Source organism: Peribacillus simplex NBRC 15720 = DSM 1321 (genome assembly GCF_002243645.1).
GTDB lineage: Bacteria > Bacillota > Bacilli > Bacillales > DSM-1321 > Peribacillus > Peribacillus simplex.
In genome coordinates this window covers 3,605,829-3,632,733 of the sequence record NZ_CP017704.1, presented here as the reverse complement: position 1 = coordinate 3,632,733, position 26,905 = coordinate 3,605,829, and the positions used below count along the sequence as shown (strand labels likewise).

Genomic DNA, 26,905 nt, shown 5'->3' with positions numbered 1-26,905 from the left:
AACCCTGTTTTTTAAATTCGCTTACAAATCCTTTGATTTTTTTGCCTTCGACTTAGTTACCGGGGACAGAACCATTTGTTCATACCTCTCATATCCCCCTAATAATTTGTGAATCAAGCTTATTTTAGGAACAACAAGGTAAACCACCAATCCTGAAATGGTGCTTAGTAGAGCTCCTGCCAGCACATCCGCTGGAAAGTGGACACCTACCCAAATACGGGAAATGCCAACAAGGAAAGCCAGCATGATCCATAACACCCACCATCCTCTTTTAAAAAGCCAAAAGGATACACAAAACGAGAAAAACAAAATGGTATGGTCGCTTGGAAATGAATTATCCACTGCTTTTTCAATTAACTTATTAACATTGGTCAATTCGGCAAATGGCTGATTGTTCGAATGTAATCTCCCTGCCATTTTCCCCATCATTTCAGCTATTACAAACGTAATCATCCCACAAACAACCATCATTCTACTCTGTTCATTTCGAGTGAACCATATTACGATGACTGCTAAAGCCAAGAAAAATACCATATACTCGGCAATGAAAATGACAGAAGGGTTTAAATAATCGTACTGTTTCCCTAAGTCATTTATCATTCTAAATACATTGGTATTCAGTTCAAAAAAATCCATTTCATTCCCAACTTTCTTCTTTTTCTTACATAATAAAGAGAAAGAAAGTAAATCTCCATCGTTCTTCATAACAGTTTAAGCTACCATCTTACAATTTTGTCACGCGGTTGTTTTGCTATTTCAAGGCTTAACTTATTGAAGCTTACTTGTTAAAAGCGCCACAATCATTTAATCGTGTGAAAAAAGGACATGATACGATCTTGTAACTTTAATGTAGGGTTTAGAATTATAACTAATAGCTCAAGTTTTATTCTTTTAAAGGTTTTATTAAAGTTGAATAGAATTATAAATTGGAATAAATAAACAAAATCGAGGTGATATCTTGCAGATATTATTAATTCGGCATGGTGAGTCAGAAGACGATTTTCTAGAAGAAAATTACGAAGGAACTACTGATTTGCCACTAACTATTAAGGGAATTGAACAAGTAGAAAAAATGTGCAGACGTGTCTCGGAAGAGTTTCCACCAGAATACATTTGGTCAAGTACCTTGCTTCGTGCTAGTAAAACTGCCGAAACTTTATCAAATACTATCAAATGTCCAGTAACATTCTTGGAAGATTTACGAGAGATGCAGGATAGGGAGAATAATTTAGATTTTAGATTACGAGCTGAAAATGTTCTTTCTTACATTAGAGAGAACAGTGCAAATTATAAACGAATTGCCATCATATCCCACGGAGGGGTGATTACTAAAATAATTGAAAGCTTTCTTCAATTACCACCCGCAATTAATGATGTGTGGTTCAATTCTCATAATACAGGAATACATCTTCTTGAGTATACTGATCATCCATACAAACTTATAAGATTTTTAAATAGTACTACGCATCTGGAATATAGCTAACGATAAGGGCTGTCTTAAGGCAGCCTTTTCTTTATGTAATATACAGGGAGAAAAGGCTGACAAGCATTAAAAACATTGGACGCTTCTGTGCAGCTACTCAATGATTAAAAAAGGTTTTTTATGGAGATTTGTTGAATTCTTAGGTAAGATTCAACGAAAGGTGGAAAAGTATGAAATTAATAAATTCTCCTATTTACCCAAAAGTTAACAATGTTTTCATTCATGTTAAAGATTTAAAAAAATCAGTTGGATGGTATTGTAATCTCCTTGGCATTCCTCATAATAGTGATTCTGTCGAATCGCCGGTTTACAATATTCCTATAACATATGAAACTGGATTAACGTTAGATGACCATACATTTGATCCTGATTTTAGATTCGAACCATCCAACAATGTATTGTTTAATTTCTACGTAAAGGATATAGACGAAGCCTATAAATTCATTAAGGATAATAACATATGTATTGTTAAAGAAATAGAGCGTATTGGAGATTTTGCTTATTTTAACTTTCAAGATCCTGATGGTAATGTACTTATGATTTGTAATTGTTAAGGATGAAAAGAATTGGTTGGCTTTTATCTATCTAGTTTTTAATTTCCACACAGTTTAGGGAGGTTAAAAATGCTGCACATACAGAAAAAGTCCGATACTGTCATCATTATCATTCACGAAATATATGGACTGAACCAACATATGCAGGTTTTTTGTGAGTCATTATCAAATCAGGATTTTGATGTCATCTGTCCTAATTTGCTAGAACGGGAGACGCCTTTTGATTATTCCCAAGAGGAAGCTGCTTATCGACATTTTATGGAGAACATAGGCTTCACAGGCGCTTTGCATAAAATAAAGGAAATATTATCGGAAATAAAAGATGAATACCAGAAGATTTTCATCCTTGGATTCAGTGCAGGGGCAACTGTAGCATGGCTGTGCAGTGAGGAAGAATGTGTCGATGGAATAGTTGGATACTACGGTTCCCGTATTAGGAATTATGCAGAATTAGCGCCACGATGCCCTGCACTGTTATTTTTCCCACTAGAAGAGCCATCATTTAATGTAGACGAGTTAATTTCAGCTTTAGAGAGAAAGAATGTCGAAGTTCATAAATTCAACGGAAAACATGGATTCAGTGACCCTTACAACTCAAACCATCATATAGAATCAGCTCAAGAAGCCTTTAGCAACATGATGAAATTTTTTATGATGAATTGAAGTTCCACATTCAACCTAATTACCGTTTTGTATTGATCCAATGTATCGAACCCGCATCACTATGGGGATGACAGTCATTTTGAACCTTTTTATATTCCATTTCCAATTCTTTTAAGGTTAACTTCATAAGCTGTTCCACAGTTTTATTTACAGTATGTATCATAAGTTTATAGATTAATTCCTTCCGTCTTTCTTCCATGCCCTTCTTCATTTCACCCTCTCCTTTTATTCTGATATTATATGAAATGTACCCTCAGACAGGGGGAATGATCATCGGATTCCTTCTCTTCGATTTTACTTATTTTAATATATTCATTCTCTAAATCGGTTAAGGTTAATTCAAATAGATGGATGTCATTCTTTTTATAAACTCCCTTGTTAATCAACTTGTTGATTAGGAAGTTTCTTTTTTTCTCAATTGCTTTACGTAATAATATTCCCATAATAAATCCTCCTTTATTATATGAACAACTACGGTATTGAAACGGAACCTTTCGCTTTACTCATTCACAAAAAAACCGGAGACACCTCTTTACATGAAAGAAAAGTCTCCGGTTTTCCGGTCAATTAACCTATAATTCCTATTTATTTACTCGGTATTGTTATTTCTAATAATACTAACTCTGTGCTCCGTAGTCAACAAAAAATTTCCTGCATCTTATTTATTTTTGCTTCGCTTCATGAAATGCTGCTTTCACTTTACCCAACAGATCTTTATCCGTAATCAATTTATACCCTGCAAGTGCAAGAGCTTTTGCTCCGGTCAGGATGGCTTTGTCTCCAGCAGGAGATTTGGCACAGTCACGGAATTCATTCGTATGGGCAATCAGCTCGTCATGTCCAATTTTTATATAAGGATGTGCTGTAGGCACTACATGGCTTACATTACCTGCATCCGTCGAGCCAAAGCCACTCTCTTTACGAGGACCCACCTCTTCCCCTAATTGAACCAGTTCTTCTTTTAACAGATCATCCAGAACTGGATTAATGACAAAATCGAGTACTTCATTTTGGAAACGTTCAACTTTAACCGTACTTCCTGTGGCAAGTGCTGCCCCTTCGGCAACAGCACGTATTTTATTGGATACTTCTTGGCAAAGTTTCCATGTTGTTGCTCTAATGTAAAACCTGGCAGAAGCATATTCAGGAATGATGTTAGGCGCTTCCCCGCCATTGGTGATTATTCCGTGAATTTTGACCTCGGCTGGGAGCTGCTGACGCAAAGCATTAATGCCATTGAACAGCTGAATCACCGCGTCAAGTGCATTCACGCCTTCTTCAGGTGCAGCTGCTGCATGTGCTGACTTCCCGTAAAAATGAAAATCAAGGGGGTCGACAGCCAAAAATGGACTTGTGACACGCGTTTGCCCGCCAGGATGGATAAGAATTGCCGCATCCACCGCATCAAATAGACCGTGCTTCACAAAGCTGCCTTTTGCGCTTCCATTCGGCCCGCCCTCTTCAGCCGGTGTTCCGAAAACAATCACCTCTCCGCCCGTTTCCTCCAGCACTTGAGCCAGGGAAATGCCTGCTGCAACACTCGTAGTGCCGATAATATTATGGCCGCAAGCATGACCTAAACCCGGCAATGCATCATACTCGGCTAAAAAGGCAATTGTGGGTCCTTTCTTTGCAGATGTTTTTTTGGCGATGAATCCTGTTTCATGTCCAGCTATATTGCGGGTCACTTCAAATCCTTCATTTTGAAGTATTCCAGTTAATGTATCCGAAGCGAAGAACTCTTGATTCCCAATTTCGGGTTTGGCATGAATGGCTTGACTCGTTTCGATATATAATTTGGAATGAAGGTCGATGTGATCTTCAATGATCTGCTGATGCTGCTTCTGCACTAATTCTCTCGCCATGCTCTTATCTCCCCTTTTTCTTGAATCGATTTCTTTGTTCTCACCATTACTTTTCATTAGCTGGTTTTGTCCAAGCATCCTGGTAATTCACTAATTCATCTACTGAAACATATGCAGGAATCGTGTTTCCTTCAAACGTTTTTTCAATGAATGCCTCCACTTTTTTCGATTGATAAAGCTTCACTAATTTTTGCAGCTCAGGACGATCGGCATTACCCTTTTTAACCGCAATGATATTAATATATGGTTTCGCCGTTTTGCTTTCATGGAATAAAGAATCTTTTAAAGTAAGGCCTGCTTCAACGGCAAAGTTATTATTGATGGCTGAAGCATCGGCATCATCCAATAGACGCGGTGTATTGCCGGCAGCAACAGGTTGGATTTTCAAGTTTTTCGGATTTTCCTTAATGATTTCCAATGATCCCGATCCATTGAATTCCTCTTTCAATGTAATCAATCCAGCTTCCTGAAGAAGGAGTAATGCACGGCCAAAGTTTGTTGCTTCATTCGGAACGGCAATCGTAGCGCCATCCGGAAGATCCTTGAGATCTTTATGTTTTTTCGAATAAAGGCCCATAGGCGCAATGACAGTCGACCCGATAGCCTCTAATTTCAGATTTTGGTCTTGAACGAATTCATCGAAGTAAGCGACCGTTTGGAATGAATTGGCATCGATTTCACCTTCACTTAACGCAAGGTTCGGTTGGATATAATCATTGAAAGTGACCAGTTCGATATTAAGACCTTCCTCTTTCGCTATGTCGACAATGTATTCCCATGTTCTCGTATCCCCGCTGCTGACACCGACTTTTACTGTTTTCACATCATCCGAACCGCCTGATGCACCTTCTTCTTTCCCGCATCCTGCAGCCACGATGGCCAATACCAATACCATGATCGTTAATAAGATTTTCTTCATTTCTCCTACCTCCTGTTATTTTTATCTTCTTCTGATTTTTCTTGAAATAAAATTCCCGGTGGATTGCAATAATTGAACGATGATCACGAGCGCCGCCACTGTGACGACCATCGTCATCGTATCGAACCTTTGATAACCGTAAGCCAAAGCTAGATCTCCGACCCCGCCTGCACCGACGGCACCTGCCATGGCCGTAGATCCGACAAGCCCGATTGTCGCTGTTGTAAATGTAAGGATCAACGAACTAAGTCCCTCGGGAATCAAAAAGCGATAAATGATTTGCCATGTCGTAGCTCCCATCGCCTGAGCTGCCTCGATGATCCCTTTGTCCACTTCCAACAGGGAGTTCTCCACAAGCCGGGCAATATAAGGAGCCGCGTAAAAGATTAGCGGAACAATGGCCGCATTCGTTCCAATCGCACTGCCGACAATCATTCTGGTAAACGGAATAAGTGCTACAAGCAAGATGATGAAAGGAACCGACCGCAATATATTGATGACCGGGTTCAATACATTAAAGATCCATTTATTCTCCAGGATGTGACCCTTTCTTGTAATGACAAGCAGGATACCGAGCGGAAGCCCAATCAATCCGGAAAATACCAATGAGATGGCTACCATATAAAGTGTGTCACCGAAAGCTGTCGACAGCTGGTCTGCCGTTATTTCCATTCCCCAAAGCGTATTACCCATTTATCTGCACCTCCTGGACGAGAATCCCCTCATCTTTAATATATTGATAAGCCTTGTCCACCTCATTTTTGTTCCCTGTCACTTCGATGATCAAATTCCCAAAAGGCGTTTCCTGAATTTCAGAAATATTGGCTGATAATACACTTAAATGAACATCATATTTCTTCGAGATGGTTGAAAGTAAAGGAGTGCCAGAAGTAGTCCCAATAAAATTAATTTTCCAAATAATCGGAATGTGGGACCCTATGCTTTTTAAGAAACTTTGTGGAATCTCGTCATGTATGACCGTTCTCACGAAGTTTTTTGCAATATCCGTTTGCGGTTTGGCAAAAACTTCGAAAACAGAACCTTGTTCAACGACGCAACCGCCCTCCATGACCGCTACCTTATTGCAAATTTCCCTAATTACAGACATCTCATGTGTAATTAGCAGAATGGTAATATTGTATTCTTTATTAATCTTTTTTAAGAGCTGCAGAACTGCACTCGTTGTTTGTGGATCCAATGCCGATGTAGCTTCATCACACAATAAGATCGATGGATTGGTAGCCAATGCTCTCGCAATGCCGATCCGCTGCTTTTGACCGCCGGACAATTGTTCCGGATAACTCTTTGCTTTGCTTGATAAGCCAACGAACTCCAACAGCTCGCCTACCCGCTTTTTTATTTCATTACCCGGAGTTCCGGACAAAACCAGCGGCATGGCAATATTATCAAAAACAGTCTTTGAATTTAGCAAATTGAAATGCTGAAAGATCATCCCGATTTTTTTCTTTTCAGCCCGCAATTCCTTCGGGTTCAATTTGGTTAAATCCTTGCCCCCAACAATCACCTGCCCATCTGAAGGATGTTCAAGCAAATTGACCAACCTGATCAACGTACTTTTCCCGGCCCCGCTATAACCGACTACACCGAATATATCCCCCTTTTCCACTGTCAAATTAATGCCCTTCAAAGCCTCAACAGTCTGTTTCTTTGTTTGATAAACCTTTTTAACATTTTGAAACTCAATCATCCAATCTCCCCCCATGCTGTTTATTTGTACGAATTCATTATCCAGAGAGAAGAGCTTTGCAAAGTTTCATAATGATAGGGTTAAATTCTGCGAAATTCATGAGTAAGAGTGCGAAACTCACGAGTAACTGCACCAATTCTCCAAATAACCATATACATTTTGAATAAACAAAAGAGGCCTCTTCCGTCATCAGACAGAAGAGGCCTCTTTTAGACATAAAAAAGAGTAAACTCTTAAATTAATTATCTAAGAAAAGCTCCTTCTTATCTTTCAAACTTTCGTCCGTTGGAATTAGCACAGTATTTTTACAAAAGTAAAAACCCGCTGCCGAGGTATCATAGGGCCAAGTCCCTCCACATCTCTTGATAAGAATTAACGTTATATTTAATTATGTCCTTCACTATATATTCAATTTTCTCTAAAGTCAACCATATTTTTCATCGCTCTAAATATTTTCACAGTATATTGATTTGATGCTTTTTAATTATATTAATATAATTTATATTTATATTTTATAATGATTTGCTCATTCTCCATACTGGGTATTTTTCATTTTCTTCGCTTATCTTCATCATGCCTGTATTCGTATATAAACGAATCGCCCTTTGATTATCCGGAGAAACCCTTAAATGATATTCGGATACATTAAATTGCCTGAAAAATCTTTCTGCGTAGCGAACCAATTCCTTGCCAAGGCCTTTGCTGCGGTGTTCGGGAATAAGATAAAATAGATTCACATAGCCAATCTCGGTTCCTTCATATTCCCGAATTTGAAGTTCCATTTGTCCAATCGGTTCTTGGTCCTTTTCAATGATCACTTGTCCATCCGGAAATTTGCGGACCCGTTCTTTCATTCGTTGCAGATATGTATTTTCATCTCCAAAACCATCTTCAGATCCAAAACTTACAACAAAGGAATCTTTCCTGAATTTAATGATAATATCTTTATCTTAGTCCGTATCAATGGTCCGAAAGATCAACTTCATCCACCCCTATCATTTTATTGAAATATCTTTCAAGCAAACAAAACTCATTTGACTAACGCTCTTTTATGATATTTATTTTTATAAATAATAGGCTTAACGGGGCCCTTTCGTTTTTGTGCCTTGATGAAAAAACATTTGCCATCTTCCGTTCGTACATTTCCAGATTGAACTCCTTAGAGTATGTTCCACTTTACCTTCATCAAAAATCCGGTAAGTAGTTAACACGGTATCATTAGACAATTGATGCATATCAAATTGACTTAGTGTCATTTTCACCGCTCCGGCTCCCTCTTGCCCCAAAAAGTCGCTTTTAGACCATATGTTACCCGAACTGCCGAACTCAAAGAAATCATCTTTCAATAATAATGAAAGCTCTTCTGGAGATGTACGGACTTCAGATTTTAACAATTTCTCCTCCAGCTGATACAAATGCTCTTTTAACAATGAAGATTCACTTTCCATTCATCTTGTCTCCTTTTTCAACTATTGGTGAAATTCATGATCCATGCTGGCAAAGATTTTTTATCCAGTTGGTTAATAATTGCGGTCAGCAGCATTTTTTTCTTTTTTAACCGTTTTTGCCATACCTATTTTCTTATTAAGAAACTGGACTCACGACGGATTTCTAAGTGTTAAGAACAATTTATCATTTCCCGCCAGAAGACTCCCTCTTCAAGCGTGTGAAGGGGGAGAGCCCAACGGTAAGGGGGAGATGAATGGCGGTTGGCCTAAACCAAAGTATTCTTTTGACAAACGTACGTTCTCTGGTTAATAATAACAATAAGGGGGTGAAACCAATGGTCGTAAACAAAGCTTATAAATTTCGAATCTATCCAACGAAAGAACAATTAGTTCTCATCAATAAAACATTTGGCTGCTCTCGTTTTGTCTATAACTTCTTTTTAGGCAAACAGAAGGAGAAAGATGCTTACTGGTATATCTGTGAAGAAATGAAGCAGAACGGCCAATTACCCTTTAATAAATGGAAAGGCTCTTTTGTGAATAAATACGCAACAATCAAAGAACTTCCAGCTTTAAAGAAAGAATATTCTTTCCTGAAAGAAGTAGACAGTATTGCCTTACAGAAATCGGTGGAAAATTTAGCAGATGCCTATAGTCGATATTATAAAAAGCAAAACAAGTCACCACGCTTCAAATCGAAAAAGAATCCGGTCCAGTCCTACACGACTAAACATACGAATGGAAATATCGGAATGATTGGAAACCAAATCAAATTGCCCAAACTCGGTTTAGTTCGTTTTGCTAAAAGCCGCGAAGTCGAAGGGCGAATCATCAATGCCACAATCAGGCGGAACCCTTCAGGTAAATATTTCATTTCCGTTTTAGCCGAAACCGATGTACAAGTACATCCTAAAACGAATCGTTCGTGCGGTGTAGATGTTGGTTTGAAGAACTTTGCGATTCTTTCAGATGGTACGGTCTATCAAAACCCAAAATTCTTCCGGACGGTCGAAAAAAAATTGGCCAAAGCACAACGGATTCTTTCAAAGCGACAAGAAATAGCTTTGAATCGAAATAACCCATTGTCTGAAGCTAAAAACTATCAAAAACAAAAACGAAAAGTGGCCATCCTACACGAAAAAATTTCAAATACCCGAATGAATTACTTACATAAAGTCTCTACCGAAATCATCAAAAACCACGATGTTATTGGAATGGAAGACTTGCAAGTGTCCAATATGATGAAAGATCACAAACTAGCTAAAGCGATTAGTGAAGTATCTTGGTCCCAATTCAAAAAAATGTTGGAATACAAAGCAAAATGGTATGGTAAACAAATCGTGACCGTATCTAAAACGTTTGCTTCTAGCCAATTGTGTTCTGGCTGCGGGTACCAAAATAAAGACGTTAAACATCTGAATCTTCGTGAATGGGATTGTCCTTCTTGTTCTACTCACCACGATCGAGATATTAACGCAGGACTTAATCTAATGAATGAAGCCATAAGGCTTCTAACCGTCGGAACGACGGGGTTAGCCTAATTAAAAATTGGCCGATAGGCTAATGTTCTTAGGAATCCCCCACTTCAATCAGACCATAAGGTCGATTAGTGGCGGGTAGTTCAATCCACAATACTAGCGGTAATTCCTTTTTGACTGCCATTCAATGCGAACTATTCCTTACTAAAACATAATAATAAGTTCCTCAAAATGGATCATTGAGTCCATAAAAAGAAGGAGCTGCAAATGGCAGCTCCTTCTTCTGTGCATCCGTTTGTTTTCCCATCATGGTTATCGTGATAGGGTACCTTGCAGACGATTCGTTTCGGCGATTACTTTTTCTTCATCGATCGTTAAGCAGCGGCCATCTTTCACGACCATTTTGCCATCAATGTATACATCACATACATCATTTCCGCGTGCTGCATAAAGCAGATGCGAATAGGCTTCACTCAGTGGCTGCAGATGTTCTTTGTTATATGGGTAAATGGTGATGAAATCTGCTTTTTTACCAGCTTCCAGTGATCCTGTATGGCCCATGCCAATGGCTTCGGCGCCCATTCTCGTGGCCATGGCGAGTGCTGTTTGTGCCGGGAATTTAGTGGCATCCTTATACATTCCTTTTTGCAGTAATGCTGCTGTCCTCATTTCTTCGAACATATCGAAGTTGTTATTGGAGGCGACGCCATCTGTTGCTACTCCCACTTTAATGCCTGCATCAAGAAGGCTGACGACATCTGCTATTCCAGATCCCAGTTTCAGGTTACTGATTGGATTATGGGCAACGCGTACATCATGCTGTTTTAGTATTGCCCGCTCTTCATCATTGAGAACCACTCCATGTGCCATCACGGTAGGCTGATCGAACAGCCCTAGACGGCGAAGGTGCTCGACAGGACGGGATCCGTAACGTTTTTCGATGTCGAGGATTTCAAAGTCCGTTTCCGATACGTGAATGTGCACCATCAAATCATTCTCTTTTGCAATCCGTGCACTTTCCATAATCGCTTCAGGTGTACAGGCATAAGGGCTATGTGGTGCGACCATGGTAGTCAGGCGGCCATCGGCAAACGTTTTATAGTTTTTTGAAAACTGCTCAGCCCCCATCAGGTTTGCTTTTTGGTCTTTTTCAGTACCCAAGCTGAAGATCGTGTAGGAAAAGGCTCCGCGCATTCCTGTTTCGCCTATCGTCTCCATGACAGCACCCGCATCTATTCCATTAGGATTAAACATATCCGAAAATGTCGTGGTTCCTGATTTCATCATTTCCATAATGCCAAGCTGAGAGCTTACAGAAGCGATTTCCGTTGTAAATTGGCTTTCAATCGGCCATATTTTCGTTTCAAGCCATGGCTTCAGCAGCATATCGTCCCCGATACCGCGTAAAAGGGTCATTACAATATGCGAATGGGCATTCACAAGACCTGGCATAATCCATTTCCCGCCAAGGTTGACCACTTGATCTGCATCTGCCAATTGTTCTTCAACATGCTGGCCGATGTAGGATATGGTATGATCTTGTACAATCATCATGCCGTTTTCAAAGATTTGATTTTCTTTGTCCATAGTAAAAAATGTAGCATTCACATATATTGTTTTCATAAGTATTTCCTCCAAAGTCGTATCATGTATCAACATGTTCTATTCCGCATTCTAAACTAGCACCTTACAGGTAATCAAGTAATTCCATATTATCAGGGGCCATTTCCATTTACCTTAGGAACCTATTGGAAGAGCTCCAAGGTGAATGCTTCCTTTAATATATCCGTTCAATCAGCAAACCACATAGGTGATGCCAATGCAAAATCAGTTGCTTAAAAAAATCTTCCCTCTATTGCTCGTGACAATAATGGCTTCTTGGACATCTTGAAGGCTGTAGTAGGAATCCGGCTTCATGAACTTCAATCTTTTATCATTAATGAAACCCATTAAAAGGTTAAACGTTTCATGCCAAGTTTGAACGGAAGCCTTCTGATTCCAATGCCGAAGATGAAACATTTCAACATTTACTTTTGTACTTTGTGATATTTTCGCCCAATTTACAGACTGTCCTGATAAAAGGCCAATCGTTAATAAGATGCCATTAGGCCGAACACAAAAAGCTAGCTCTGAACCTTCGATGCCGCCCACTGAATCTATGGCCGCTTTCGCCCCGCTCCCATTCGTCCATTCCATCACTGTGTCATGCAATGATGATCGGGACGTATCGATCACATATGACGCACCAAGTTTAAGCAGTTCTTCCGTATACTTATTGTTTCTCGTTACAGCAATCAGCTTAAATCCAAGTATCTTGGATAACTGGGTAAAGATACGGCCAATGGAAGATCCGCAAGCATTTACGAGTAATACATCATCCGGTTTCAATGCCAATACTTCTGTACAGATTAGCCATGCGGTTATCGGATTTATATATAATTGCGCTGCTATATAATCTTCAATCGAATCGGGAATGACGATGGCCAGCTCCGCAGATGTTTTAACAAATTCCTGCCAGGTCCCTTCACCGCGCAAAGGCAGAACACGTTTGCCTATCAGCTCTTTCGAAACCGATGGACCCACCTCTTCTACAATGCCGACCCCTTCATAACCAGGTATGGAAGGCAAGGGAATTCGGTGGGAATATGCACCGCGAATGGGCAGCAAGTCAGACGGATTAATGGGACGTGTAGTCATCCGAACGAGGACTTCCCCCTCGAAAGGTTTTTGAATAAATCTTTTTTCAACTTTTAAAACCTTTTGCGGATTCCCAAACTCATAGAATTTAACACATTTGGCTTCCAAGATAATAAGTCTCCTTTAATGTATAAGTCTATCTATTTTATCATTTAAACTTATCGCACCTCTAAAAAACTTAAAGAGCTGTTAACTCTGGATTTAATGTATTGTGGTTTTCCACGTTTTAATCACTTCTAATTAAGCATTCATAATCCCTTTTCACCTTCAATTGAACTGCCCTTCGTTCCATAAAAAAAAGGTTGCCGCAGCAACCCAGGTTTAGAAGTAAAACATCCTTTTGTTAGATAAGAACCAAATCACAACTTTTCTAATATAAAAACCCCTATCAGTTTAATCTGGCATTTTAGTAGGAAACCCGGGATATTTCACAACAGGCCATTTCTCCTTGCGTAGTGAATCGAGCAATTCTGATCCAACATTCAAGTTGCTTTCAACTAGCTCTTTAGGAGTCAGTGCCATCCACTGGTTTAGAGATACGTCTACAAAGCGATTGCTTTTGAACATTTCTAAAAACCATAACGTTTCGGTACCGGTGTTCTGAATATAGTGCCCAGTAGCAAAGGGTACATATCCGACATCACCTGCTCTATAATCAAGTGTACGAGCTGTACCGTTTCCAGTAAATACTGTCATGCGCCCTTGTCCAGTAAGGTAATACTGCCATTCGTCGTTATTGGGATGCCAATGAAGTTCTCTCATTCCACCCGGCTCAATCTCAACAAGTGCTGCTGCGATTGTTTTTGAAATAGGGAAGTTAGAAGAGTCCACAATTCGCACGCTTCCACCAGGGGTTTTGATTGGTGTTTGTTTCAATAGCTCGTGCTTAAAGGTTAAAGGAACTTCTCCATAAGGTGACTGGACTTCCTGACTTTCCAGTGAACCGGGTACCTTTCCCTGATAGATATAGATCTGATCTGAAGGAATGGAGTTAAAGGCACTCTCTGGAACGCCGAAATTGGCCGACAGAACATCTTTTGGAGTATGTGCAAACCAATCTGAGATGGATAAGGTGTTAAGATCGGAAAAGTTTCCGTCATCGAAGACGAGCAAAAATTCGCAATGTTCCAACCCTTGAATCGAATGTGGGATTCCTGGGGGGAAGTACCAAAGATCGCCCGGGCCGACGTCGGCAATGAAATTTCGTCCTTCTTGGTCAACCGAGGTTATGCGTGCCCGTCCTAGCAGCATATAAGACCACTCTGCTTCTTGATGCCAATGGAGTTCACGTACTCCTCCTGCCGTTAAGCTCATATTTACTCCCGCAAGTGTGGTCGCAATCGGAAGTTCCCTTACGGTGATCTCCCGTGACCATCCCCCGTGATTTAATGTCATTGAAGTGTCTGAGAATGAGAATTTCAAGTTAGGAAGCAAGCCTGAATCAGTGATAGGCGGGACGAGCATATTTGAATTTTGAAGATCCCGCATAATATTTCGCGGGCCAGAGTCAATCGCTCCAGCTCCATCACTCCGGATAGGCTGTGGCACATACCCGTCCATTTGATTAATAGTTCGTTTTTCCATCAAAAAGCACCTCTTTTTGGCATTATAAAGGGATAAGCCTTTATAGTAGTCTTATGATTTGGGCTTCGAATGTATGTCACTGTGCCTATTGAGAAAAAGCGAAAGGCATCCCCTTTTGAAGGATTGCCCCATTTAATGTTGGTTGGATTAATATAAAAAGCAAACGTCTTGATCTATATTAATTGGGAAGAAACTATTTCTAATGATCTTGAGATAAACCAATTGGAATGCATAGAGGCGATTGATCAACTGGATTTTCAATAATACAGCATTCCAGCCTGAAGACATCCTTGATCATTTCTTTTGTAAAGACCGTTTCAGGCGGTCCCTCTTTATAGATTTTTCCCTTAACGATGCTAATCAGATGATCGGCATACTGTGCCGCTTGATTCAAATCATGCAGAACCATGACAATCGTGCGCCCATAAGTTACGTTTAAATCGCGCAGTAATTCCAATATTTCAATTTGGTGTGCTAAGTCTAGATAGGTTGTCGGTTCATCTAGCAGTAAAAGATCGGTTTCTTGTACCAAAGCCATCGAAATCCATGCCCTTTGCCTTTGTCCTCCAGATAATGCATCCAATGTCCGATCAGCAAACTCCGTCATTTTTGTTGCTGATAATGCACGGTCGACAATAGCATGATCTTCTGGGGTTTGTCTGGAAAATAAGCCTTTGTGCGGATGCCTGCCATAATAACATAGTTCTTTAACGGTTATATCTTCAGGAGCTTCCGGAGCTTGGGGTAAGATAGCCAATTTCTTTGCCACTTCCTTGGAAGATTGATGATGAATAGCTTTTCCATCTAAATAGATCGTGCCTTGCTGAGGTGTTAATAATCTAGCTAGAGACCGTAGAATGGTAGATTTGCCACAACCATTGGAACCAATGATTATACTGATCTTACCTTCAGGAATTTCTAAATCGATATTATCAATGATTTGAGTTGATCCATAAGAGAGAGAAAGATGCTCTGCTGATAATGTTGTCATGATCTCCAGCCTTCCTTATGTTATTTTTCGTTCACGACGTAATAGATATAAAAAATATGGTACTCCAATCACCGCAGTGATAATTCCGGCGGGTATTTCTATTGGAGGGAATAATCCTCTTCCCAGGCTATCGGCAACGAGTAGAAAGATAGAACCAAAAAGAGCTGAAGCAGGAAGTAAAACCTTGAATTTTGACCCTACCACTCTCCGGGCAATATGTGGGGCAATTAAACCAATAAATCCGATAGAACCAACCGCAGCTACACAGACTCCGATTAAAATGACAGAAACACTTAACAATATATAACGCAGTAATTTTGATCTTTCCCCGAGACCTGTAGCTATTTCGTCTCCAAGGCTCAGTACATCCATTTTAGACGTTAAAGCAATCAATACCGGGACAAGAGCAAGACATGGAAGCAAAATGAATACTTGATCCCATCCTCTTCCCCATAGACTGCCAGTCAACCACAGCAGTGTCGTATTTACATCATCCGGGAACTTGACCATGAAATACTCTATCCCCGCTTGACATATTGCCCCTAAAGCAATTCCCACCAAAGCTATTGTATTTGGTTGAGCTCCTTTTTTATAAACAAATATCATCAAAATTGCTGCCATGACCGCCGCTCCGATAAAAGCTGAAAGGGGCAGTATGATAATGGGCGATTGCGGAAATAAAACAATGACGATAACAGCTGCCAAACCGGCTCCTTTTGTTACCCCAATCACATCTGGAGAAGCCAATGGATTTCGAAGGACTCCTTGCAGAATGGCTCCAGCCGTTGCCAATCCGGCCCCCACTATCACGGCAATTAAAATACGCGGTATGCGGTAGTTGTGCAGAATGAATGCCTGACTTTGCATGCCATTTCCAAGGAAATTTTGGATGATTTCTAAAGGTGAGATATAAATGGCCCCTAATCCCAGGCTCACCATTGATAAAATTAGCATGGTAACCGTCAGCATTAGGAGAATAGAATAAGGGTGCAAAGTTGATTTCAACCCAAATGTCCGTTTTAGTTTCATTGCTTAATATTCCTCCCTCTCTTCGCTAAATAAAGGAAGAATGGCGCACCGATTATAGCTGTTACGATGCCTACCGGCGACTCAAAAGGATAAGCGATAAACCGGGCGAGAATATCTACATAAACTAAAAGTAAAGCGCCGAATAATGCAGAAAAAGGGATGATTCTTCGATAATCCCCACCCACCAGTCTCCTGACGATATGAGGAACGATCAATCCTACAAAGCCCACTGGGCCTGCGACGGCAACCGAAGATCCTGCCAAAATGATCACCAATATTCCTGCTAAAATACGGATTCGGTACACCCGTTGCCCAAGTCCTTGCGCCATATTTTCTCCTAAGACAAGAATGGAAACAGATCGAGAGAACAATACAGCGACCAATAGCCCAATAAGAGACCAAGGAAGAATCATGTTAACGTGCGCCCATGTTTTCCCATTAATAGATCCGACTAACCAATAGAGCACATCTTTCGCTTGTTCATTAAAGATGATCATACCTTGCGTTAAAGAAGATAAAAAAAAGTGAACAGCCATTCCAGCCAATGCAAGCTTTACTTGGGTCATTCCCCCTCCCGAAGCAAAAGAATAGACTGCCATCCCTCCCACTGCTGCACCAATGAATGCAACGCAAACTAGAGAAACGGAAGAAAGGTTAGGAAAGAAAACAAAAGCTGACACAATAAAAAATGAGGCACCTGCATTAACTCCAAACACTTGTGGAGAAGCTAATGAATTCCGGGTAATAGCCTGCATCAGAGCACCCGCCACCGCTAAATTAGCACCGACCAATGCTCCAACCAAAGCTCGGGGTAATCGAAGGGTCCTTATAATAGTCTGTTCCTTGGACGAGTCGACCTCAAAAAAGGACTTCAAAACCATTGATGCATCTATATCGGCGGCTCCCACAGAAATACTAGTCATGACTCCTAAAATTAGCAAAACGATTCCAGCTATAGCGGTACAATACACTTTCATTTTACTTCTAACTATAGTTTCCATTGACTATACAACACACTTCCTAACTAAATTTAAACCTAATGGAAAGCGAAGTAAGAATTAGATCTCTTACTTCGCTTTTGTTCATCTATTCTTCACCCAGCATGTTTAAAGTGTCTTTAGCAATGGCCTCTGCGGATACAACACCACGGTATCTCGTCCATAAATCTCGATCAACACTATACACTTGTCCGTTTTTTACAGCCTTCAAGTCTTTCCAAAGAGGATTGTCTTTCCACTCATCAGTAAGTAACTTACCCTCATTGTTCGCTAAAAGCAGCACATCCGGATTAATCTCGACAAGCTGCTCCAGGTTCATCTCGGCATGTGGCTGTTCCTGCTGAATGGCATTTTTCAATCCCATGCGTTCAAGCAATTCCCCATCATAAGAAGAAGAAGTATGAGCTTGGAATGAAGTATCACGTACAACTGCAGGTAAAACCGTCATATTTGAATCAACAGTAAGTTTCGATTTAAGTTCCTTAATCGTTTTTTCATGCTCGCTTAATCTATTTTCTGCTGCATCTTCCTGATTTACTGCCTTTGCAATCGTTTTAAAAGAATCCAGGTTTTCTTGATAAGTAGATTCCCGACTTTTTAAGACAACAGTAGGAGCGATCTGCTGTAAATCCTTATAAATCCCTTTATGCCGCTCAGCATCTGCAATAATTAAATCCGGCTGTAAAGAACTGATAACCTCTAAATTAGGCTGTTCACGTGTTCCTACAGAAGTATAATCTATTTCTTGACCTACAAGTTTTGTAATCATATCTTTTTTGTTGTCATCTGAAATCCCGATAGGTTTTATTCCTAGAGCATTTAAAGAATCAACGAAAGATAACTCAAGCGTAACTATTTTTTTAGGAGTATTTTTAATTTCCGTTTCTCCCATTTCATGCTTAATCGTCCTTACTTCTTGATTACTTGTTTCGGCAGAGGTCTTCTCTGCTTCTGTTGTTTTTTGAGAATTATTACATCCTGATAACATCATCATAATCGTAAATAACAGGATTAATGCTCCTCCCCCAAATGTTCTTACTTTTCTAGATTCTCTCATTTTTTGCACCCTTTCCATCTTCTATACCTATTTAACTTCTTAACCAACGAGTTAATCATAATTGAAAATGATTATCATTATCCTGCTGTTATGATAAAGTCATAGATTGATACCGTCAATATTAATAAAATTTTGTGAATAAAAATCATTATGGCCATTAAGACAACCTACATGGATTTTATTACTTACAGCTACGATCTGATTCGTGAATTAAGCAAAGTAAAAGACAGTTTGAGCAAATGCGTATTTCAGATTGCCAAAAATCGAGGTAGAAAGACCCCACCATAAGGTCATCATTATCGGTAAACTCAGTTCTAAAATAACCCCTTAATTAAACTATTCATTGTCCAAAACAAGTTATTTTTGAGAAAAAATGTTAATATCTAGTAAAATCAATTCCAAAAGGAGGGGAATTCCCTTTGTCTAGACAGGTATTAGGAAAAACATTTGTAATTTTAGGTGCTCTTGCAATGATTATTAATCTTTCTTTTTTCAAACAAATGGAATGGTATGATATAGTCCGATGGATTTCATATGCTTTATTTGGAATAGGTTTTCTTTTAATTCCTACATACTCCAAATCAAAAAGTAATGATTTATAATATAGACACCAGCTCAAAATAAAAAAGAGCAAACCTATTAAGGTCTGCTCTTTTTATCCTTGCCTTTTAAAAGAATCATTTTCTTTCCATCAGCATCTCTTCAAGAGGATATTCTTCATTAGAAGCTTCTTTTTTTGAGCGTTTTATGGAGGTTTTAATAAGAATCGTAGAAGCAATTGATAATGCCCCCATGATCAGGTAACCTGTTGATCTTGAAAACACTTCAATCAAGATGCCAATTAGGACGGGTCCCAAAAACATTCCAGCAGAATATAAACTTTGGAACAAGCCCATTCTCGTAGATTGTTTAATCTCTGGTATATTTTCAACAGCCCAGGAAGTGACGACCGTAAAGATTAACCCGTAACCGAAACCTTGAAATGCCTGCAATAGAAAAAGCATCGTTAGATTTTCAGCATAAGGAATCAATATGATTATGACCCCTTGTAATACCGCTCCTAAAATCGCCGTATTCATTAAACCGATTTTTTTATAAAAAAGGGCTCCACATAATCCTGCGGCTAAACCATATATGATCAGGTGAGTGTTTGCCAGCATGCCAATCAATAGTGGATTGGCTCCAAGGTCGGTTGCAACTAAAGGTGTGAACGTATCCCTTGTACCAATAGTGACCATCAAAGCAATCGTTGCCAAAACAGAAATGACCCAGATTTTTTTATCGGTGATTTGCTCGACAAGTATTTTCTTATCGTATTTAACTTTTACCCCTTTAATACTTAGGTCTTTTGTGAAAAATGTTAAAATCAGCGCAATGATGGCGGCGGCCACCGCTACTAAAAAGCTATATCGATACCCATAACTATTGGCCACTACTGCACCGATGGTTGTCCCTAGTATGGAGCCAACCGGCGATGCAACACCCAATATCGCTACGGCTTTTGCAGCTTCCTTCACACCAAAATAAGAGGCGAACATAACATTGTAAATAACCCAGGTGGAACCAGTTAAACCGTCCGAAATTTTGCCAAGGTACAATGTTGTTGCATTTGGTATGAAAAAGGCTAGCGTCCACATTACAATGGTTATCAGCAACCCCATTTGGATAAACAATCTTCGTTTATGCAGCATATCCGAAAATACGCCTATCGGAAGTCGTGTCAATAAGGCCACGATTCCTGAAATTCCGATTATACTGCCTATAATAACTGAATCGAACCCCAGATCTTTAGCATAAGAGGAGATAAATGGATCAAATGCCGTAATGGTGACAAAGAACAACAAGCTAATGATAAAGAATAAGATGGTTTCTTTTCGATTATTAAATTTATTAGTTTTGTTCATATATTCCACCCTTTCATTCCCCTCCCTTTCGTGTCCTCTAGACAGAAAGGCGATGCTATTAATGTTTACACATATTCTCATATATTTTCCAGGGCTATAATCTAATCTGCAGATACAGCCCATCCACCTGACACTTATTTCAGGCAGGATGGGAGTATCCATTTCTTCAAGGGCTGCACCAGAAGCATGTCCTTAATTGAATGCGTTTTCAGCAATTCCTATCATTTAGAGCACACTCATGTCATCCTGACCGTTGCCGATAATTTATGTCCTTCCAAGCCTTCGATTTCGGATTGATCTTCCGCATGGGATGCCAGGAATTGAATGCCCTGACCTGTGATTTCCTGATGTGTCATGACTTTCACATAACTTCCTGCCCAAAGTCCCCCCGTATATCTTGCTGCCTTTTGAGTCGGCAATGTATGGTTGGTTCCAGAGACTTTGTCAGAGAAGACGACGGAACTGCCTTCATCAAGGAACAATGATCCATAATTATTTAGTTTATCCATCAATTCACGGCTATTTTTGATATGCAAATGTAAATGTTCAATGGCATAATCATTGCAAATATCCAGTCCTTCTTGTAATGAATCTGCATGGATGATTTCCCCTCTTTTTTCCCATGATTCGTGTGCAGGGGAAGATGGTGAGAAGGTTTTCAAAAAGCCTTCGATTGCTTTTTCAGTTTCTTCGGCAACCGTTCGGGACGTTGTGACAAGAATAGCCCGTGCATACGGATCGTGTTCAGCCTGGGCCAGTAAATCGGCCGCTATTTTCGTAGGTGACGCCGAATCATCTGCAAAAACCATCACTTCACTCGGTCCAGCAATAAGGTCTATGCCCACTTTACCGAACACTTGACGTTTTGCTTCTGCTACAAACCGGTTTCCTGGTCCAGCGATGATATCCACTTCTGGGATGGATTCTGTTCCATATGCCATGGCGGCAATTGCCTGCGCCCCGCCAATTGCAAAAATGTCTGTAGCACCGGAGCGGATCAAGCCATATAAAACTGCCGGATGGATACCGCCTTCATAATTGGCCGGGCTGCAGGCAACGATTCTTTTTGCTCCCGCTACCTTTGCTGGGGCAACGACCATGGGTCCTGATGATAATAACGGGAATCTCCCTCCTGGAACATAAGCCCCAACCTTTTCGATCGGTACGATTCTATGACCCATCTTAATACCCTCGCCAAAATCCTTTTCGAATGGAGTTAGGCAGCTCAACTGTGCTTTAGCAAATTCGGATACTCTTTCCACGACTCGATCAATCAGCACTTTTACCTCTTCAGGAAGAGTCCTGATACAACGCTCGATCTCCTCTTCACTAACCCGGACCGGACGATCGGAATCACCGAATTTTTTTTCATATTCCCGTACGGCATCATTCCCGCCTGCTTTTACATTTTCAATAATGGACTTCACCGTTTGTTCTACTTCATGTGAAGAGGTCTGTTCGAATACGTCCGCCTTTTTCATATATTCCATCCTATTTTCCCCCTAATCGTTTTTTAGTGAAGAGACGGCTGCAGTACAGCCGTCAACTGGCCAATCATGATACGCCGGTAAAATTCCCATCATCCATTGCAGAGTCACCATCTTGTTGTGATTCGTTTTCATCAGGCAAATAGATCTGACGCAACACTTCCATCCCATCAAACAATAGCCATTCCTCCGAAATTTTTTCATTACGGATTTTATAGTGGCTGATTCCAGCAATATCAATGGCTTTTCCGCTAGGGGCTCCGAAGTATCCTGTTCCTTCGTGCACGCCTTGTATTCTCCAGCGTACCGCTACATCCCAATCACTGTCAGATCCGCGTCTATTACACGTTATCCGTTCAAGGATCACTTTCCCATTCGGTATGGAGGCAAAGAGGCTCATGAACATTCCTTGAATTTCACTTACCCCGATTACATCCTTGTTGCAGACATAATGAACGACTGCATTTTCCTCATAAAATTCCCGAACAAAATTAAATGAGCGCCGAGCCCAAATTCGATTGAATACAAGCTGCATGAACTCCCCTATTTCGAACTCATCAGAAGATGGAGTGAATAGTTTTGGAGGAAGTCCCGTTTCTGCTGTCTCTTTAAATCCAAACTGTATAGCCGGAGCAAGCTTCTGCGTACTTTTAGCCATTTTTTTAGCAAACTCGACCGGATCCAATCCAAGTTGCAGGACAAGATGATATGTATCCATCACAAGCCATTCTTCGTAAATCTTATTATTTAAAATCATACAATCAGCACTGGTTCTGAACATCACTTTCTTTCCGGTGGCAGGACCGTATAAACTATCTCCAAGGTTCGTTGCAACAGAACGCCCTCGATGTGAAGTGAAAAATCCTGCTTCATCATCCCCTGACCAGATTACACTCCATCCCAGCCCCTTCCGATCCGGAAAAGCATGCAATGTTTGCAGCGTACCTGATATGACTTCGTTAACCCCATGACTATTAATCAACCCTTTATGAACAGATATGCTTGTGCTATAGGTATCGTAAATAAGCCCGATGTCTTTTTCTTTCCAGATTTGCCGTGTAATTTTCACAATATAATCAACGATGTTATTGTATTCAGGGTTAAAACCGTTCATCCTCTGTTTCTTTTGATTCGTTTCTTCTATATTAATGTAGTCATAATCATCTTTTGTATCGAGCATATTAACGTCTTCAGCATCAGCATAGAAGATAAAGTTTGCTGATTTCTTGACCGGTTGGCTTGTATTCTTTGCTGTTTTTTCTTCTTTTGGAGCTACTTCGATTGAACCTGTCTTCTTTTCTGCCATAATACCCATCCTTTTCGTATAAAGTAAATTCGTCCAAAATGCAGGACTTCTTTTAAAGTCATTTAACAGATTGAGTGGCCTTGCTTGCAGAGATAACATCAGATAACGCAGTAGTAATCACATTATTTAACACGATGCAAACAAATTTTGCGCCTTTGTCAAAAGCCACATTAGCAGCCTCGCTGTTACTGGCTACGGTACCAATTGGCACATCGAGTTCTTTACCTTTTATGAACAGTTCACTGATGACCTTTTGCACTTCAGGATGACTTGCGCCTTCTAGTTGATATCCCATGTTCACCGAGAGGTCTGTGGAACCGATAAATGCCAAATCAATACCAGGAACTGTTGCAATGGCTTCAAAATTGCTGGCTGCAGATAGCGTTTCAATATGCACAATTATCATAACATTTTCATTACTCTCATCTAAATATGGTTTTCCACTATCTTTTCCGTAACGCGCTGGTCTGGTTGAATACGATACCCCTCTATTTCCATATGGAGGGAATTTAGCCCGCTTAACTACGTCAAGAGCATCTTCTTTTGTATTGACCATTGGTACTTGTACACCTTTTGCTCCGCGATCTAAAGCCTTTTGAATACTAGAAGGGTCATATGAAACCCGGACGATCGGGACAAGCCCAACAGAATCTGCCGTACGGATAATGTTTTCAAGCTCTGATGGACTGAATGCACCATGCTCGTCATCTATTACGACAAAATCAAAGCCGGCATAACCGAGCATTTCGACTAATGGCGGGGAATTTATCCCTAAAAATACACCAAGAACTTGTTCACCACGTTTTATTTTTTCCTTTATGGCATTTTTCTTCATCGTCTTCCCTCTCTTTCTACAGACATTTCTACAGACTCGTTCAATGCTGTAAAGATCGCAACCAGTTCCCGGCATTTCAATCACCTGACAACCATTTCCTCAATGCAGCGCTTACTTTTTCAGGCTGTTCCAAAGGGCTTAAATGTCCTGAATGGCTTATGATTTCAAGACTCGACGTCGGGATGTTTTCCGATAAAAACTCTGACATATGCAGGGGACATACCCTGTCATCCCTTCCTACCAAAATCATGGTCGGACATGCAATGGCAGGAAGGATGGGACGTTGATCCGAACGCGTCATCACTGCTTTTAACTGATTGATATACCCTTTAATGCCGATTTTTTCAGCCATATCGATAATCTTTGAAACTAATGCTTCATCATTTCTACGGTCTGGGTGGATTAATACCGGCAGAAGGTGATTGATTGTAATATCCAGAAATTGACCGTTATTCGCCATATCGATGAACCTCTCCCAACCTTCGATTTGTTCCAGGGTTGGAGGATTTGGATTTGTATCAAGCAATGCTAATTTCATGACCCGTTCCGGTGCTAGACGCATGATTTCCAGAGAAATGATGCCACCCAGTGATAAGCCTGCAAGTGCAAACTTATCAGGGGCCTCTTCCAATACCGACTTTGCGATTCCTTCTATAGTATCAGCCTTCGACACATCACAGACTTTCACATCAGTAAGATCTGATAGGTTCACCGTTTCCCATAGACGTTCATCACAAAGTGTACCCGGAAGCAAAATGAGCGGTACTTTATCCATCCTTATTTTTCACCCATTTTCAGTTTATCGGCAATTTCCTTTTCGAGTTCTTCAAAGTTATCCGGTTTAATCATTTTACCTAAATCATTGGCATGGAATCCAAATTCAGCCGCATCCTTGATCACTTTTGGCGACCAATAAGGGTCTTTTCCATCAAATACTTTATGTTGTTCAAGAACGGCGAAGATCCAAGCATCTTCTTCACTGATGTTTTCGAAACCTCTCCATAAGCCTGGCGGTAATGAAATTAAGTCCCATTGATCGATGATCGTTTCGCCATCAATTTCATCTGGACCCTTCCCCCAGTAGAAACGCCATTTTCCTGAGAGAGGAAGGAAGGATTCAATGTAATCATGCGTATGGTAAGCAGGACCGTTTCCTTTTTGGGCTTTCACCATTCCAATTTGAAAACCATGCGGCTCGGTAATTTCAGGTGTGAAATTATCATTTTCACTTGCTGTATCACCTATTAATGTATAGTTGATACGTTGATGACCCGGAATGATACTATCAATGAACATTAACGGTATTCCTTTTGATTTCATTTGATCAAAACGGACGATCCAATTGTTTTCCATTTCCTCATTCGTTACCGATTTTTTTACTTTAGGCTCTTGTACTGACATTTTAATTTCCCCTTCCGAGTTCGTTAATTTTTTCATTTCTCAATTTTCACGACATATCTATTTAGAGGGTAAAGACTGCTAGTTTTAATTCTGTCATTTCCTCGACTGAATACTTAACCCCTTCTCTGCCAGTGCCGCTGTTTTTCACACCGCCATATGGCATTTGGTCAACCCTGAATGATGGTATGTCATTCACGATGACACCTCCGACTTCAAGCCGTTCAACAGCATCAAATGCTTTTGGCATCGAAGTCGTATATACACCTGCTTGAAGACCGTATAAAGAATCATTCACATGGTCGATGGCTTCATCCCATGTTTTATAGGAATTCACTGAAACGATTGGGGCAAATGCTTCTTGACAGCTTATTTCCTGTGTTGGCCCTGCATTTTTAATAATGGTTGGCTGAAGGATTGCACCTGTTCTTTGACCGCCATATGCGATTTCCGTTCCAGCCTTCCTAGCCGATTCGATCCACCCTTCCACACGTTTTGCTTCATTAATCGTGATCAAAGAGGAAAGATCTGTATCTTCGGATTCCGGATCCCCCAATTTAAGATGCTTCGTCTTTTCTATAAACTTTTGCAAAAATGCCTCATATAAATTTTCCTGTACATAAATGCGTTGGACAGAGATGCAAACCTGGCCTGAATAGGCAAAGGAACCTTCTGCACAGCGCAGTGCAACCGCATCTAAGTCATCAGCGCTGTCAATGATGACAGCTGAATTTGAACCAAGCTCCAATGTCACCTTTTTCAAGCCCGCTTTTTCTTTGATCCCCAAACCGACTTCAACACTTCCTGTAAATGTAACCATTTTAATTCTCGGATCAGTGACCAATACATCGCCGACGACGCTTCCTTTACCTGTGACAACATTCAGGGCGCCTTTAGGTAAACCTGCTGCTTCAAAAATTTCAGCTGCGGCCAACGCACTAAGCGGTGTCTGTGAAGCTGGTTTTAAAATGACTGAGTTGCCTGCAGCAAAGGCAGGACCAAGTTTATGTGCCGCTAAATTAAATGGAAAGTTAAATGGTGTGATGGCCGCAATAACGCCAAGCGGTTCACGCTTGGTATAAGCAAAACGACCTTTGCCATTTTTAGCGGCATCCATCGGAATCGTTTCACCATGAATCCGTTTTGCCTCTTCTGCCGCAAACTTGTATGTTTCAATCGTGCGTAAAATTTCGCCTCTTGCAGTTTTCAAGGGCTTAGCATTTTCTTTAGCGAGTATTAATGCACATTCCTCAAGTCTTTCCTTAAAAATTTCTGCTGCACGTTCCAATATATTTGAGCGCTCAAGGGCGGTTAACTTTTTCATTTCTTTTGCACCTTGTTCAGCACATTCTATCGCGTTTAGAACGGTTTCCTTTTCTGCCAAAGGCACTTGCGCAATCACTTTTCCGGAATAAGGAGACAGAAGATCGTAATGATCATTTCCTTCCAGCCACTCGCCGCCAATGTATAGTCTCTTTTTATCGGAATTTGCTGTGATCAA

28 protein-coding genes and 1 riboswitch are annotated in these 26,905 nt (G+C 40.4%); of the genes, 5 read left to right on the top strand and 23 right to left on the bottom strand.

Annotation, left to right across the window (positions count from 1 at the left end; genetic code table 11):
* Positions 1 to 21 precede the first annotated feature (21 nt).
* On the bottom strand, positions 22 to 636 hold the full coding sequence (locus tag BS1321_RS17510; RefSeq protein ID WP_063236248.1) for an undecaprenyl-diphosphatase: 615 nt from the start codon (positions 634 to 636) through the stop codon (positions 22 to 24).
* Between the two features lie 322 nt (positions 637 to 958).
* On the opposite strand from BS1321_RS17510, the gene BS1321_RS17505 reads away from it, so the two are divergent.
* The 3 genes from BS1321_RS17505 to BS1321_RS17495 all read left to right on the top strand — a co-directional run bounded on the left by BS1321_RS17505 (position 959) and on the right by BS1321_RS17495 (position 2,700).
* Complete coding sequence (locus BS1321_RS17505) at positions 959 to 1,483, top strand: histidine phosphatase family protein (RefSeq protein ID WP_069981791.1); 525 nt, start codon at positions 959 to 961, stop codon at positions 1,481 to 1,483.
* 170 nt (positions 1,484 to 1,653) lie between these two features.
* Positions 1,654 to 2,037, top strand: a complete 384-nt coding sequence (locus BS1321_RS17500; protein ID WP_063236237.1) for a VOC family protein — start codon at positions 1,654 to 1,656, stop codon at positions 2,035 to 2,037.
* A gap of 69 nt (positions 2,038 to 2,106) precedes the next feature.
* A complete protein-coding gene (locus BS1321_RS17495; protein ID WP_063236238.1) occupies positions 2,107 to 2,700 on the top strand; it encodes a dienelactone hydrolase family protein in 594 nt (197 codons plus the stop codon).
* A 19-nt stretch (positions 2,701 to 2,719) separates the two neighbouring features.
* On the opposite strand, the gene BS1321_RS17490 is transcribed toward BS1321_RS17495, so the two are convergent.
* The 8 genes from BS1321_RS17490 to BS1321_RS17455 form a co-directional block, all read right to left on the bottom strand.
* Positions 2,720 to 2,911 (bottom strand): hypothetical protein, encoded by a 192-nt coding sequence (locus BS1321_RS17490; protein WP_063236239.1) that lies wholly within the window; start codon positions 2,909 to 2,911, stop codon positions 2,720 to 2,722.
* A 25-nt stretch (positions 2,912 to 2,936) separates the two neighbouring features.
* Entirely contained in the window at positions 2,937 to 3,143 is a 207-nt protein-coding gene (locus tag BS1321_RS17485; protein ID WP_063236240.1) for a Fur-regulated basic protein FbpA, read from the bottom strand.
* Between the two features lie 219 nt (positions 3,144 to 3,362).
* Positions 3,363 to 4,565 (bottom strand): M20 family metallopeptidase, encoded by a 1,203-nt coding sequence (locus tag BS1321_RS17480; RefSeq protein WP_063236249.1) that lies wholly within the window; start codon positions 4,563 to 4,565, stop codon positions 3,363 to 3,365.
* Between the two features lie 46 nt (positions 4,566 to 4,611).
* A complete protein-coding gene (locus BS1321_RS17475) occupies positions 4,612 to 5,484 on the bottom strand; it encodes a MetQ/NlpA family ABC transporter substrate-binding protein (RefSeq protein ID WP_063236241.1) in 873 nt (290 codons plus the stop codon).
* 21 nt (positions 5,485 to 5,505) lie between these two features.
* The gene (locus BS1321_RS17470) at positions 5,506 to 6,156 is read right to left on the bottom strand and encodes a methionine ABC transporter permease (protein WP_063236250.1); all 651 of its coding nucleotides are present in this window, start codon (positions 6,154 to 6,156) and stop codon (positions 5,506 to 5,508) included.
* 13 nt (positions 6,157 to 6,169) lie between these two features.
* Entirely contained in the window at positions 6,170 to 7,192 is a 1,023-nt protein-coding gene (locus tag BS1321_RS17465; protein WP_063236242.1) for a methionine ABC transporter ATP-binding protein, read from the bottom strand.
* A gap of 260 nt (positions 7,193 to 7,452) precedes the next feature.
* Positions 7,453 to 7,564, bottom strand: a riboswitch (SAM riboswitch).
* Positions 7,565 to 7,704: 140 nt separating this feature from the next.
* On the bottom strand, positions 7,705 to 8,010 hold the full coding sequence (locus BS1321_RS17460) for a GNAT family N-acetyltransferase (RefSeq protein WP_232522705.1): 306 nt from the start codon (positions 8,008 to 8,010) through the stop codon (positions 7,705 to 7,707).
* Positions 8,011 to 8,271: 261 nt separating this feature from the next.
* Complete coding sequence (locus BS1321_RS17455; protein WP_063236244.1) at positions 8,272 to 8,640, bottom strand: nuclear transport factor 2 family protein; 369 nt, start codon at positions 8,638 to 8,640, stop codon at positions 8,272 to 8,274.
* A 335-nt stretch (positions 8,641 to 8,975) separates the two neighbouring features.
* Here BS1321_RS17455 and tnpB point away from each other — a divergent pair, with 335 nt between their 5' ends.
* Positions 8,976 to 10,181 (top strand): IS200/IS605 family element RNA-guided endonuclease TnpB, encoded by a 1,206-nt coding sequence (tnpB, locus tag BS1321_RS17450; RefSeq protein WP_094246710.1) that lies wholly within the window; start codon positions 8,976 to 8,978, stop codon positions 10,179 to 10,181.
* Between the two features lie 249 nt (positions 10,182 to 10,430).
* Here the strand turns inward: tnpB and BS1321_RS17445 are convergent, their stop codons facing one another.
* The 7 genes from BS1321_RS17445 to BS1321_RS17415 form a co-directional block, all read right to left on the bottom strand.
* Positions 10,431 to 11,741 carry an amidohydrolase family protein gene (locus BS1321_RS17445; RefSeq protein ID WP_063235165.1) on the bottom strand — a complete coding sequence of 437 codons (1,311 nt, stop codon included), beginning with the start codon at positions 11,739 to 11,741 and terminating at the stop codon, positions 10,431 to 10,433.
* A 204-nt stretch (positions 11,742 to 11,945) separates the two neighbouring features.
* Positions 11,946 to 12,923, bottom strand: coding sequence for a zinc-dependent alcohol dehydrogenase family protein (locus tag BS1321_RS17440; protein WP_063235164.1), 978 nt, complete (start codon positions 12,921 to 12,923; stop codon positions 11,946 to 11,948).
* Between the two features lie 285 nt (positions 12,924 to 13,208).
* The gene (locus BS1321_RS17435) at positions 13,209 to 14,399 is read right to left on the bottom strand and encodes an oxalate decarboxylase family bicupin (RefSeq protein WP_063235163.1); all 1,191 of its coding nucleotides are present in this window, start codon (positions 14,397 to 14,399) and stop codon (positions 13,209 to 13,211) included.
* 199 nt (positions 14,400 to 14,598) lie between these two features.
* Positions 14,599 to 15,390, bottom strand: a complete 792-nt coding sequence (locus tag BS1321_RS17430; RefSeq protein WP_063235162.1) for an ABC transporter ATP-binding protein — start codon at positions 15,388 to 15,390, stop codon at positions 14,599 to 14,601.
* A 15-nt stretch (positions 15,391 to 15,405) separates the two neighbouring features.
* Positions 15,406 to 16,419: a FecCD family ABC transporter permease gene (locus BS1321_RS17425; protein WP_063235161.1), complete on the bottom strand. Its 1,014-nt coding sequence runs from the start codon at positions 16,417 to 16,419 to the stop codon at positions 15,406 to 15,408.
* Positions 16,416 to 17,420, bottom strand: a complete 1,005-nt coding sequence (locus BS1321_RS17420; protein WP_063235160.1) for a FecCD family ABC transporter permease — start codon at positions 17,418 to 17,420, stop codon at positions 16,416 to 16,418. Before BS1321_RS17420 ends, BS1321_RS17425 begins: the two co-directional genes overlap by 4 nt.
* An 85-nt stretch (positions 17,421 to 17,505) precedes the next feature.
* On the bottom strand, positions 17,506 to 18,474 hold the full coding sequence (locus tag BS1321_RS17415) for an ABC transporter substrate-binding protein (protein ID WP_063235159.1): 969 nt from the start codon (positions 18,472 to 18,474) through the stop codon (positions 17,506 to 17,508).
* 419 nt (positions 18,475 to 18,893) lie between these two features.
* Between BS1321_RS17415 and BS1321_RS17410 the strand changes: the two genes are divergently transcribed.
* Positions 18,894 to 19,076, top strand: coding sequence for a hypothetical protein (locus BS1321_RS17410; RefSeq protein ID WP_063235158.1), 183 nt, complete (start codon positions 18,894 to 18,896; stop codon positions 19,074 to 19,076).
* Positions 19,077 to 19,151: 75 nt separating this feature from the next.
* On the opposite strand, the gene BS1321_RS17405 is transcribed toward BS1321_RS17410, so the two are convergent.
* From BS1321_RS17405 to BS1321_RS17375, 7 genes are all read right to left on the bottom strand, one after another.
* Positions 19,152 to 20,378: an MFS transporter gene (locus BS1321_RS17405; RefSeq protein ID WP_081113043.1), complete on the bottom strand. Its 1,227-nt coding sequence runs from the start codon at positions 20,376 to 20,378 to the stop codon at positions 19,152 to 19,154.
* 236 nt (positions 20,379 to 20,614) lie between these two features.
* Positions 20,615 to 21,868, bottom strand: coding sequence for a histidinol dehydrogenase (gene hisD, locus BS1321_RS17400; RefSeq protein WP_063235156.1), 1,254 nt, complete (start codon positions 21,866 to 21,868; stop codon positions 20,615 to 20,617).
* 64 nt (positions 21,869 to 21,932) lie between these two features.
* Complete coding sequence (locus BS1321_RS17395; RefSeq protein ID WP_063235155.1) at positions 21,933 to 23,171, bottom strand: ester cyclase; 1,239 nt, start codon at positions 23,169 to 23,171, stop codon at positions 21,933 to 21,935.
* Between the two features lie 58 nt (positions 23,172 to 23,229).
* A complete protein-coding gene (locus tag BS1321_RS17390; protein ID WP_063235154.1) occupies positions 23,230 to 24,006 on the bottom strand; it encodes an HpcH/HpaI aldolase family protein in 777 nt (258 codons plus the stop codon).
* A gap of 76 nt (positions 24,007 to 24,082) precedes the next feature.
* Positions 24,083 to 24,781 carry an alpha/beta fold hydrolase gene (locus BS1321_RS17385; RefSeq protein ID WP_063235153.1) on the bottom strand — a complete coding sequence of 233 codons (699 nt, stop codon included), beginning with the start codon at positions 24,779 to 24,781 and terminating at the stop codon, positions 24,083 to 24,085.
* 2 nt (positions 24,782 to 24,783) lie between these two features.
* The gene (locus tag BS1321_RS17380; protein WP_063235152.1) at positions 24,784 to 25,407 is read right to left on the bottom strand and encodes a cupin domain-containing protein; all 624 of its coding nucleotides are present in this window, start codon (positions 25,405 to 25,407) and stop codon (positions 24,784 to 24,786) included.
* A gap of 61 nt (positions 25,408 to 25,468) precedes the next feature.
* On the bottom strand, positions 25,469 to 26,902 hold the full coding sequence (locus BS1321_RS17375; protein WP_063235174.1) for an aldehyde dehydrogenase family protein: 1,434 nt from the start codon (positions 26,900 to 26,902) through the stop codon (positions 25,469 to 25,471).
* Between the last annotated feature and the right edge of the window lie 3 nt (positions 26,903 to 26,905).

Excerpts from the sequence above, each read along its gene's own strand:
- BS1321_RS17390 (WP_063235154.1), bottom strand. The coding sequence starts at position 24,006 with ATGAAGAAAAATGCCATAAAGGAAAAAATAAAACGTGGTGAACAAGTT.
- BS1321_RS17405 (WP_081113043.1), bottom strand. The coding sequence starts at position 20,378 with ATGAACAAAACTAATAAATTTAATAATCGAAAAGAAACCATCTTATTC.
- BS1321_RS17455 (WP_063236244.1), bottom strand. The coding sequence starts at position 8,640 with ATGGAAAGTGAATCTTCATTGTTAAAAGAGCATTTGTATCAGCTGGAG.
- BS1321_RS17415 (WP_063235159.1), bottom strand. The coding sequence starts at position 18,474 with ATGAGAGAATCTAGAAAAGTAAGAACATTTGGGGGAGGAGCATTAATC.
- BS1321_RS17480 (WP_063236249.1), bottom strand. The coding sequence starts at position 4,565 with ATGGCGAGAGAATTAGTGCAGAAGCAGCATCAGCAGATCATTGAAGAT.
- BS1321_RS17435 (WP_063235163.1), bottom strand. The coding sequence starts at position 14,399 with ATGGAAAAACGAACTATTAATCAAATGGACGGGTATGTGCCACAGCCT.
- BS1321_RS17495 (WP_063236238.1), top strand. The coding sequence starts at position 2,107 with ATGCTGCACATACAGAAAAAGTCCGATACTGTCATCATTATCATTCAC.
- BS1321_RS17510 (WP_063236248.1), bottom strand. The coding sequence starts at position 636 with ATGGATTTTTTTGAACTGAATACCAATGTATTTAGAATGATAAATGAC.
- BS1321_RS17500 (WP_063236237.1), top strand. The coding sequence starts at position 1,654 with ATGAAATTAATAAATTCTCCTATTTACCCAAAAGTTAACAATGTTTTC.
- BS1321_RS17490 (WP_063236239.1), bottom strand. The coding sequence starts at position 2,911 with ATGAAGAAGGGCATGGAAGAAAGACGGAAGGAATTAATCTATAAACTT.
- BS1321_RS17380 (WP_063235152.1), bottom strand. The coding sequence starts at position 25,407 with ATGTCAGTACAAGAGCCTAAAGTAAAAAAATCGGTAACGAATGAGGAA.
- BS1321_RS17445 (WP_063235165.1), bottom strand. The coding sequence starts at position 11,741 with ATGAAAACAATATATGTGAATGCTACATTTTTTACTATGGACAAAGAA.
- BS1321_RS17470 (WP_063236250.1), bottom strand. The coding sequence starts at position 6,156 with ATGGAAATAACGGCAGACCAGCTGTCGACAGCTTTCGGTGACACACTT.
- BS1321_RS17385 (WP_063235153.1), bottom strand. The coding sequence starts at position 24,781 with ATGGATAAAGTACCGCTCATTTTGCTTCCGGGTACACTTTGTGATGAA.
- tnpB (WP_094246710.1), top strand. The coding sequence starts at position 8,976 with ATGGTCGTAAACAAAGCTTATAAATTTCGAATCTATCCAACGAAAGAA.
- BS1321_RS17420 (WP_063235160.1), bottom strand. The coding sequence starts at position 17,420 with ATGGAAACTATAGTTAGAAGTAAAATGAAAGTGTATTGTACCGCTATA.
- BS1321_RS17395 (WP_063235155.1), bottom strand. The coding sequence starts at position 23,171 with ATGGCAGAAAAGAAGACAGGTTCAATCGAAGTAGCTCCAAAAGAAGAA.
- BS1321_RS17465 (WP_063236242.1), bottom strand. The coding sequence starts at position 7,192 with ATGATTGAGTTTCAAAATGTTAAAAAGGTTTATCAAACAAAGAAACAG.
- BS1321_RS17485 (WP_063236240.1), bottom strand. The coding sequence starts at position 3,143 with ATGGGAATATTATTACGTAAAGCAATTGAGAAAAAAAGAAACTTCCTA.
- hisD (WP_063235156.1), bottom strand. The coding sequence starts at position 21,868 with ATGGAATATATGAAAAAGGCGGACGTATTCGAACAGACCTCTTCACAT.
- BS1321_RS17430 (WP_063235162.1), bottom strand. The coding sequence starts at position 15,390 with ATGACAACATTATCAGCAGAGCATCTTTCTCTCTCTTATGGATCAACT.
- BS1321_RS17475 (WP_063236241.1), bottom strand. The coding sequence starts at position 5,484 with ATGAAGAAAATCTTATTAACGATCATGGTATTGGTATTGGCCATCGTG.
- BS1321_RS17425 (WP_063235161.1), bottom strand. The coding sequence starts at position 16,419 with ATGAAACTAAAACGGACATTTGGGTTGAAATCAACTTTGCACCCTTAT.